This window comes from Bifidobacterium panos (assembly GCF_012932445.1).
GTDB classification, from domain to species: Bacteria; Actinomycetota; Actinomycetes; order Actinomycetales; family Bifidobacteriaceae; genus Bifidobacterium; species Bifidobacterium panos.
In genome coordinates this window covers 67,232-73,946 of the sequence record NZ_JAAIIJ010000024.1, presented here as the reverse complement: position 1 = coordinate 73,946, position 6,715 = coordinate 67,232, and the positions used below count along the sequence as shown (strand labels likewise).

The following is a 6,715-nucleotide window of genomic DNA, read 5'->3' as shown; positions in this document are numbered from 1 at the left end:
GTCTCGTGGGCTCGGAGAGGGGGATAAGAGACAGGTTCCAACCGCTCCGCCTGCTCCAGCCGCGAAACGATGATCTTGCCCAGGCGCAGCATGTCGTTTTCGATCACGCTGTCGCTGTTGGTGCGCCACGTGTCGCTCGGGGTGGTCCAGCTGTCGGCAAGGCCGTCCCGCACGATGTCGATTCGGGTTTTCGTGCCGCCCACATCCACGCCGACGAGCGGCCTGAGCGCGCTGACGTCGCGGATGGTATGAATAAACGCCTCATTGCTCATTGAAACACCTTTCCGCGTATTGCCTGGGCCGTGAGCACGCCGATGCCAATCAATGTGGCCTTCTGCCCCAGCCGCGTCCCCGTGATTTCCGCCACGTTGGGTATGCGCCCGATAAGACGGTTGCGTATGCCTTGGATCAGCGTGTTCTCGTCAATGACGTCCTTGACGTCGATGACGATGATTTCCGGGTCGGCGATCAGGCACAGGTTGGCGATCGACAGCGCGACCAAGTCCAGCATCTCGCGCACTTTGCCGTCGTCGGCCGCCGCCGTTTCGCCGGTGAGGCCGATCCCATAAATCAGCTTCTCCAGGTTGCCCCCGGTGGGGTAATAGCGCCCCAGCGAGCTGCTGCTGGTGAGCATGTACCCCAGCTCGCCGGCGGAACCGTGGAACCCGTGAAGAATCTGCCCGTTGGACACAATGCCGGCGCCCACGCCATAAGGGCGCATGATGAAGCCGACCGCGGGGTTCTTCTTCGCCTCGTTCATGGAGATGAACTCCCCATAGGCGAAGGCGTTCGCGTTGTTCTCGATGAGAATGGTGTCGTCGAATTGCGTCTGCAGGATGGAACGCAACGGCGTCTTGTTCCACCCGAGCTCGTTCGCCGCGTCGATGGTGCCGTTGGGCCGCACGATGCCCGGCAGCGCGATGCCGATGCCGGTGTGTGCGATGTTGTTGCTTTCGGCCCAGCCGATCAGCGATTTGATGAGTTGGATGGACAGCTGCAGGTATTGCGGCGTGACGCGTTGGTCGTCGTCCTCCTTGCAGATGGTCGTCTCTTCGTGCAAGATCGTGCCGTCCAGCCCGAACACCGCGCCGTCAATGCGGCAACTGCGGATGTTGATGGCGATGGAGGCGTGCGCTTTGGGGTTGAATTTGAGCAGTCGCACCGGCCGGCCCGGGCCGTCGTGCGTTTCGCCGGTGTCTTCGATCAGTCTGTCGCCTTTGAGCTGGGCGCACAGGCGGTGCACGGTGGGCAGGGGAAAGCCCGTCCGTCGTGCCAGTTCGGAGCGTGATTGGGGGGAGTGCATGCACAGCGATTCGAGAATCGTGCCCTTGCTGCTAGTGGGCACGACTCCACCTGTGGGGGATATCTTTGCCATAAGACTCCTTTACGCGCCGCTTTATAAATGTGTATCGACGATAATGGAGGAGGCCTCGTTGCCTTTCCATTATGTAAGTGGGGCGGCCAACCGGCTGTTTCTCCACTGTCTCCATACTTATTATTACGCTGATAATAATTGTAGCATAATTGTGCTCCGTGGCGCGCTCGCGTTTTCGATTATGGCTCGCTGCCTTATATGGTTTAGTTTTTATTTTCCTTACGAATGCACTGATTTGCCGATAGAAAGATCAAAATATTTCATCCGAAAATAGTTTTTCTCAAAATGATGTGTTATATTAGTTAACAATCTGATACTTCAAACTGTACGTAACGAAGTACGGAGCAACAACAGACACAAAGGAGTGTAGAAAAATGAACAAAGTAGTCAAGCGGATTATCGGCGGTTCGCTCGCGGCGACGCTGATGCTTTCCATGGCCGCCTGCGGTTCCTCCAGCTCAAGCAGCAATAGCGGTTCCGACGCCAAGGAAATCACCCTGACGTTCGCTGACGACCAGAACGGCGCCTACAAGACGCTGGCCGAGCAGTATGAGAAGGAAAAGGGCGTCAAAGTCAACGTCATGGAGGTTCCCTATTCCGACCTCAGCACCAAGCTCTCCAACGCCGTGAAGGCGAACGATTTGCCGGACATCGCACGCGTGCCCCAGATCGACCCGGTGTGGTCCGACCAGCTTGAGGACCTGTCCGATCTGGCCACCAAGTACGAAGTCATGGACAGCCTGATCGTCAAGAACGACAGCGGCCAGGTGCTCACCATCCCCTCCGATCTGACGGCGGTCGGCCTGTTCATCAACACCACCCTGTTCGACAAGGCCGGCGTCTCCTACCCGAGCGCCGACGGCTCCTGGACGTGGGACGAGTTCATCGATTCGCTCAAGAAGGTGCAGGAAGCCACCGGTGCCAAGTACGGCATGGTGATGGATGCCTCCACGCACCGCGAGCGTTCCTTCCTCTATCAGTTCGGCTCCAAGGGCGTGCAGCAGCAGTCCGACGGCAGCTGGGCCCTGGACGACAAGGCCAAGACCGCGCTGGAGTACCTGAAGAACATCAACGACGATTCGATTATGCCCAAGTCCGTGTGGCTGTCCAGCGAAGATCCGTCCTCGCTGTTCAAGTCCGGCCAGGTTGCCGCCTACTATTCCGGCAACTGGCAGGTGGCCGATTTCGTCACCTCGATCAGCTCCTTTGATTGGAAGACCGTCGTGATGCCCTCGCAGCCCACCCGCGCCACCAACGTCGGCACCAACTACATGGTCGCCTATTCCGAAGCGGGCAAGCAGTTCCTCGACTGGTTCTATTCCAAGGACGTCTACAGCAAGTTCTGCCAGCAGGGCAACTATCTGTCGGCCCTCGACAGCGTCACGCCGACGTTCGAGCAGCGCAACGAGGACATGCAGCTCTTCCAGGAGGAGATCGCCAAGTCCGATCAGGATGTGCTCGCGCACCAGATCACCGTTCAGCTCCAGCTGGCGCTCAAGGGCAGCGTGCTGCCCAGCGACGATCCGATGAAGGAGGAGACGATCAAGTATCTCTCCGGCGAAGAGGATGTCGACACGGCGATCAAGAACATGAACACCAAGTTCACCAAGTATTACACCGTCGATGAGTGACGGATCGGGCGTTGAGGGTCGCGGTATCGCCCAGCGCGGTGCCGCGGCCCGGCGCCTCTTGCAATTCGAATCGGTGGCAGAACGTGCGAGGAGGCAATGGCTGTGACTGCGACACACACCGAAGTATCACGACATGACAAGAAGAAGACAAGCAAGCTGAAGAAGCCCATCGCGGCGCCGTTTATCCTGATAGTTCCGGCGATAATACTGTATGCCATCTTCTTCATCTGGCCGGCTGCGATCGGTCTGTATTATTCCTTTACCAACTACAAGGGCCTGCCGAAATACAAGATGGTCGGCCTTGAAAATTTCGTCGAACTGTTTCAGGACCAGGCGTTCTGGTCGGCGTTGCTGCGCACCTTCGAGTACATCATCTGCTCGGTGCCGCTGAACGTGTGCCTGTCGCTGCTGGCCGCGGTGCTGGTGACCAACCGGCGCGCCATCGGTTCTTCCATCGCCAAGGTGCTGTTCTTCCTGCCGTGGCTGGTGTCCCCGATTATCACCGGTCTTATCTGGCGCTGGATGTTCGGCGAGGGCTTCGGCATCGTCAACTCCGTGATCGAGTCCCTCGGAGGCCAGCCTTTGCACTGGGCCACCAACGCGAACCTTTCGTTCCTTGTGCTGGTGCTGGCTGGCGTGTGGGCCGGCATGGCGTTCAACATGCTGCTGTTCATCACCGCGCTGAAGAACGTGCCGGAATCCCTGTATGAAGCCGCCTCCCTTGACGGCGCCAACGCATGGCAGAAGTTCCGCGCCATCACGTTGCCGGGCATCGCGCCCACCACGTTCATGGTGGTGCTGCTGGGCACCATCAACGGCATCAAGGAATTCGCCATGGTGCAAGCCCTGAACGAAGGCGGTCCGGGCAAGTCGAACCGACTGGTCGTGCAGTACATCTACGAGACGGGCTTCTCGAACTCGCGCATCGGCTACGCCTCCGCGGCGTCGATGGTGCTGCTGGTGATCCTGGTTATCGTCTCGCTGATTCAGATGTGGTTCAACAAGCGGAATGAGGGTAAGTGATGAGTGCTTCTACTGCTGCGGCCAAAGCCGCCACAACCAATAAGCCGAAGGGCCGCCTGGCGGCCAAGTTCAGGGACTGCGCGCCATCCACCATCATGCTGTGGTTCCTGGTTATCTGCTTCGCGTTCCCGCTGTTCTGGCTGATTCTGTCGTCCTTCAAGGGTGCCGATGAACTGTTCGCGGTGCCGCTGAGCTTCTTCCCGCGCAAGTGGACCTTCTCGGGGTACGTCACCGCGTGGACCACCATCGATTTCGCGCACTATTTCGCCAATACGGCTGTCGTCGCGCTGATCACCACGGTGCTCACCATCATCGTCAGCGCCATGACGGGCTATGCGTTGGCCAAGTACGACTATTGGTGGACCCGCCTGTTCTTCATCGGCATCCTGTTGACCACGATGCTGCCCACCGAAGTTATCATGTCCCCCTCGTTCCTGGTGGTTCGAGACGTCGGCTTGTACAACACCCTGGCCGGTATCATCGTGCCCTCGATCATCACGGCAACCGGCATCTTCATGTTCCGTCAGTTCTTCATCACCGTCCCCGACGAGATGATGCAGGCGGCGCGCGTGGATGGCTGCTCCGAACTGGGCATCTTCGTCCGAGTCATGCTGCCGATTTCCAAGCCGGTCATCGTCACGCTGGCGATCTTCTCCTTCCAGTGGCGCTGGAACGACTACATCTGGCCGCTGTTGATCCTGAACGACTCGAAGAAGTTCACGCTTCAGGTCGCGCTGCGCTCGCTGGTCGGCGCCGAGAAGATCAACTGGGCGGTGCTGCTGCCCGCGTCTGTGATTTCGATGATTCCGCTGGTGCTGATCTTCTGCTTCTGCCAGAAGTACATTGTCGGCGCGGACACTGACGCCGGTTTCAAGGGCTGATGCCCGTTTGCGCGGGGTCGTCTTGCGCGGCCCCGCAGTGGACGAAGGAGTTCTCCATGCTGGATGTTTCTTACAAAGCAAAGGTGATTGACGCGGCCAAGCGCCGGATTCCCGCCGATGTGCTGGCTGCCACGTCTGACGAATACACGCTTGCCAATCTGGCTCACCGCCCCACGATGGAACTCATCAAAGGCATGGTGGCTTTGAGCGCCGTTTCATCCGACACGGTGATGGCCAACGGCGGCCAACTGCTCGACTGCCTGTCGGCGCTGGTCGCCCATCTGTCCGATTTGCAATTGGACGAGGGGCTGTTCTGCGGTGGAGACAACTTGGTGTCCCCGCCGGACAGCGGCTTCACCATCAATGACCTGTGCCTGGCGATGGAGCTGGTCGGGCTCGACCGCTGTTCGCCGGAAGTCATGGCCGTGGTCAAGGAGCCGTTGATGTCCATCGCGCGCAAGGCCGCGCCCGCCATGCTCGTCGGCGGCATCCACACGCCGAACCACCGCTGGGAGATTTCCAGCGCCTTGGTCGGCCTCGGCGTTCTGCTCGACGACAAACGACTTATCGAGCGGGCGCATCAGTGGCTTGCCGAGCACATCGACATCCAGTCGGACGGTCTGTATAGCGAACGCAGCCCCAACTATGCCGCGCATGTTTCCAACCCATGCCTGATCGCCATGGCGCGACGGCTGCGCCGCGAGGATTTCCTCGATATCGTCAACAAGAGCCTGAAGGCGAATGCCCTGCTCATGCAGCCGGACGGCACGTTGGAAACCATGCAGTCGCGTCGTCAGGATCAGTTTGAATCCTACGATCCCGAGCCGTTCCTCTCCCAAGCGCGCCTGCTTGCCAATGTCAAGGCGGACGCCGACGTGGTGGCCTTCGCTCACGAGCTGAGCGAGCGCGACATCGACGATCCGGCGCGTCACCTCACGGAGCTGCTCATTGACGAGCGCGTGTGCGCCGTTCTGCCGCAGGTGGCGGATGGCCGTGATGTCGGCCGTGATGCCGGCCCGCGCATCGTGGACTTTCTCGATACGAAGATGTCGCGCGCGCTGTGGTTTGACGACACCGCGCATCCGCTTCGGACGGCCACTGTGTATGCCGGCTCGGATTTCGACGCAACGTATCGCGTGGCTTCAGGGCTGGCGAATAACGCTTCGCTGATGGACTACCATACGCGCGAACTGGGCGTAACGACCCTGCGGCTGGCCCCGGATTTCTTCGACATCGGGCCGCTGCGCCCCACAGCGATCCGGCGCACCGGCATGCGCTGGACTGCTGAGGAAAGCCGTACCAGCGGCTACTACCAGCCGCTTGAGGAAGAGTACATCCAAGGTGACGGACGCTATCCGATGACTTACGAGGGTCGCTTCTTCGCGCAGATGTCCTTCGACAAGCGCCACCGCGACGAAATGACGCTTCGCTCCACCGTTGACGTCGAGCTGAGCGACGACGGCTTCACCGTGCGGGTGCATTTCGACGGGCCGCGCACGACATTCGCCTGCGTGGTCGGTTTGGTTGGCGACGATCTTCGGATTGACGCAGGTGTCGAGTTCGACGGCTCGATGTGGGCCGCTCGTGTCGGTTCGCCGGTGATCGCCCAGGCCGGCGACACCCGACTGACGCTCACCCACGACGAGGAGGCTGGCACCGCGCCCACGGCATACGACCCGGGCGAAACGGTCACTTTCGTCGGCGGCGGCCCGAGAATCGTGGGCACGCCGGTGAAGTTCAGCGGTGTGACCTCCAGCGACTTCGTGCTCACCGCGCGTTTTGAACCGATGGCGAGGTGAGGCGCG

At 60.0% G+C, this 6,715-nt stretch carries 6 protein-coding genes; 4 read left to right on the top strand and 2 right to left on the bottom strand.

The genetic code is table 11. From position 1 onward, the window contains the following. On the bottom strand, positions 1–272 hold a 272-nt coding region (locus G1C94_RS06650; RefSeq protein WP_172146650.1), incomplete at its 3' end, for a hypothetical protein. Next, on the bottom strand, positions 269–1,375 hold the full coding sequence (locus G1C94_RS06645) for an ROK family transcriptional regulator (RefSeq protein WP_172146648.1): 1,107 nt from the start codon (positions 1,373–1,375) through the stop codon (positions 269–271). The genes G1C94_RS06650 and G1C94_RS06645, both read right to left, overlap by 4 nt. Before the next feature lie 374 nt (positions 1,376–1,749). Between G1C94_RS06645 and G1C94_RS06640 the strand changes: the two genes are divergently transcribed. From G1C94_RS06640 to G1C94_RS06625, 4 genes are all read left to right on the top strand, one after another. Next, complete coding sequence (locus tag G1C94_RS06640; protein ID WP_172146646.1) at positions 1,750–3,006, top strand: ABC transporter substrate-binding protein; 1,257 nt, start codon at positions 1,750–1,752, stop codon at positions 3,004–3,006. 102 nt (positions 3,007–3,108) lie between these two features. Continuing rightward, positions 3,109–4,029, top strand: a complete 921-nt coding sequence (locus G1C94_RS06635; RefSeq protein ID WP_335341220.1) for a carbohydrate ABC transporter permease — start codon at positions 3,109–3,111, stop codon at positions 4,027–4,029. Then, the gene (locus tag G1C94_RS06630; RefSeq protein WP_172146642.1) at positions 4,029–4,910 is read left to right on the top strand and encodes a carbohydrate ABC transporter permease; all 882 of its coding nucleotides are present in this window, start codon (positions 4,029–4,031) and stop codon (positions 4,908–4,910) included. Before G1C94_RS06635 ends, G1C94_RS06630 begins: the two co-directional genes overlap by 1 nt. Positions 4,911–4,966: 56 nt before the next feature. Further along, entirely contained in the window at positions 4,967–6,709 is a 1,743-nt protein-coding gene (locus G1C94_RS06625) for a hypothetical protein (protein WP_172146640.1), read from the top strand. The last annotated feature ends 6 nt before the right edge of the window (positions 6,710–6,715 follow it).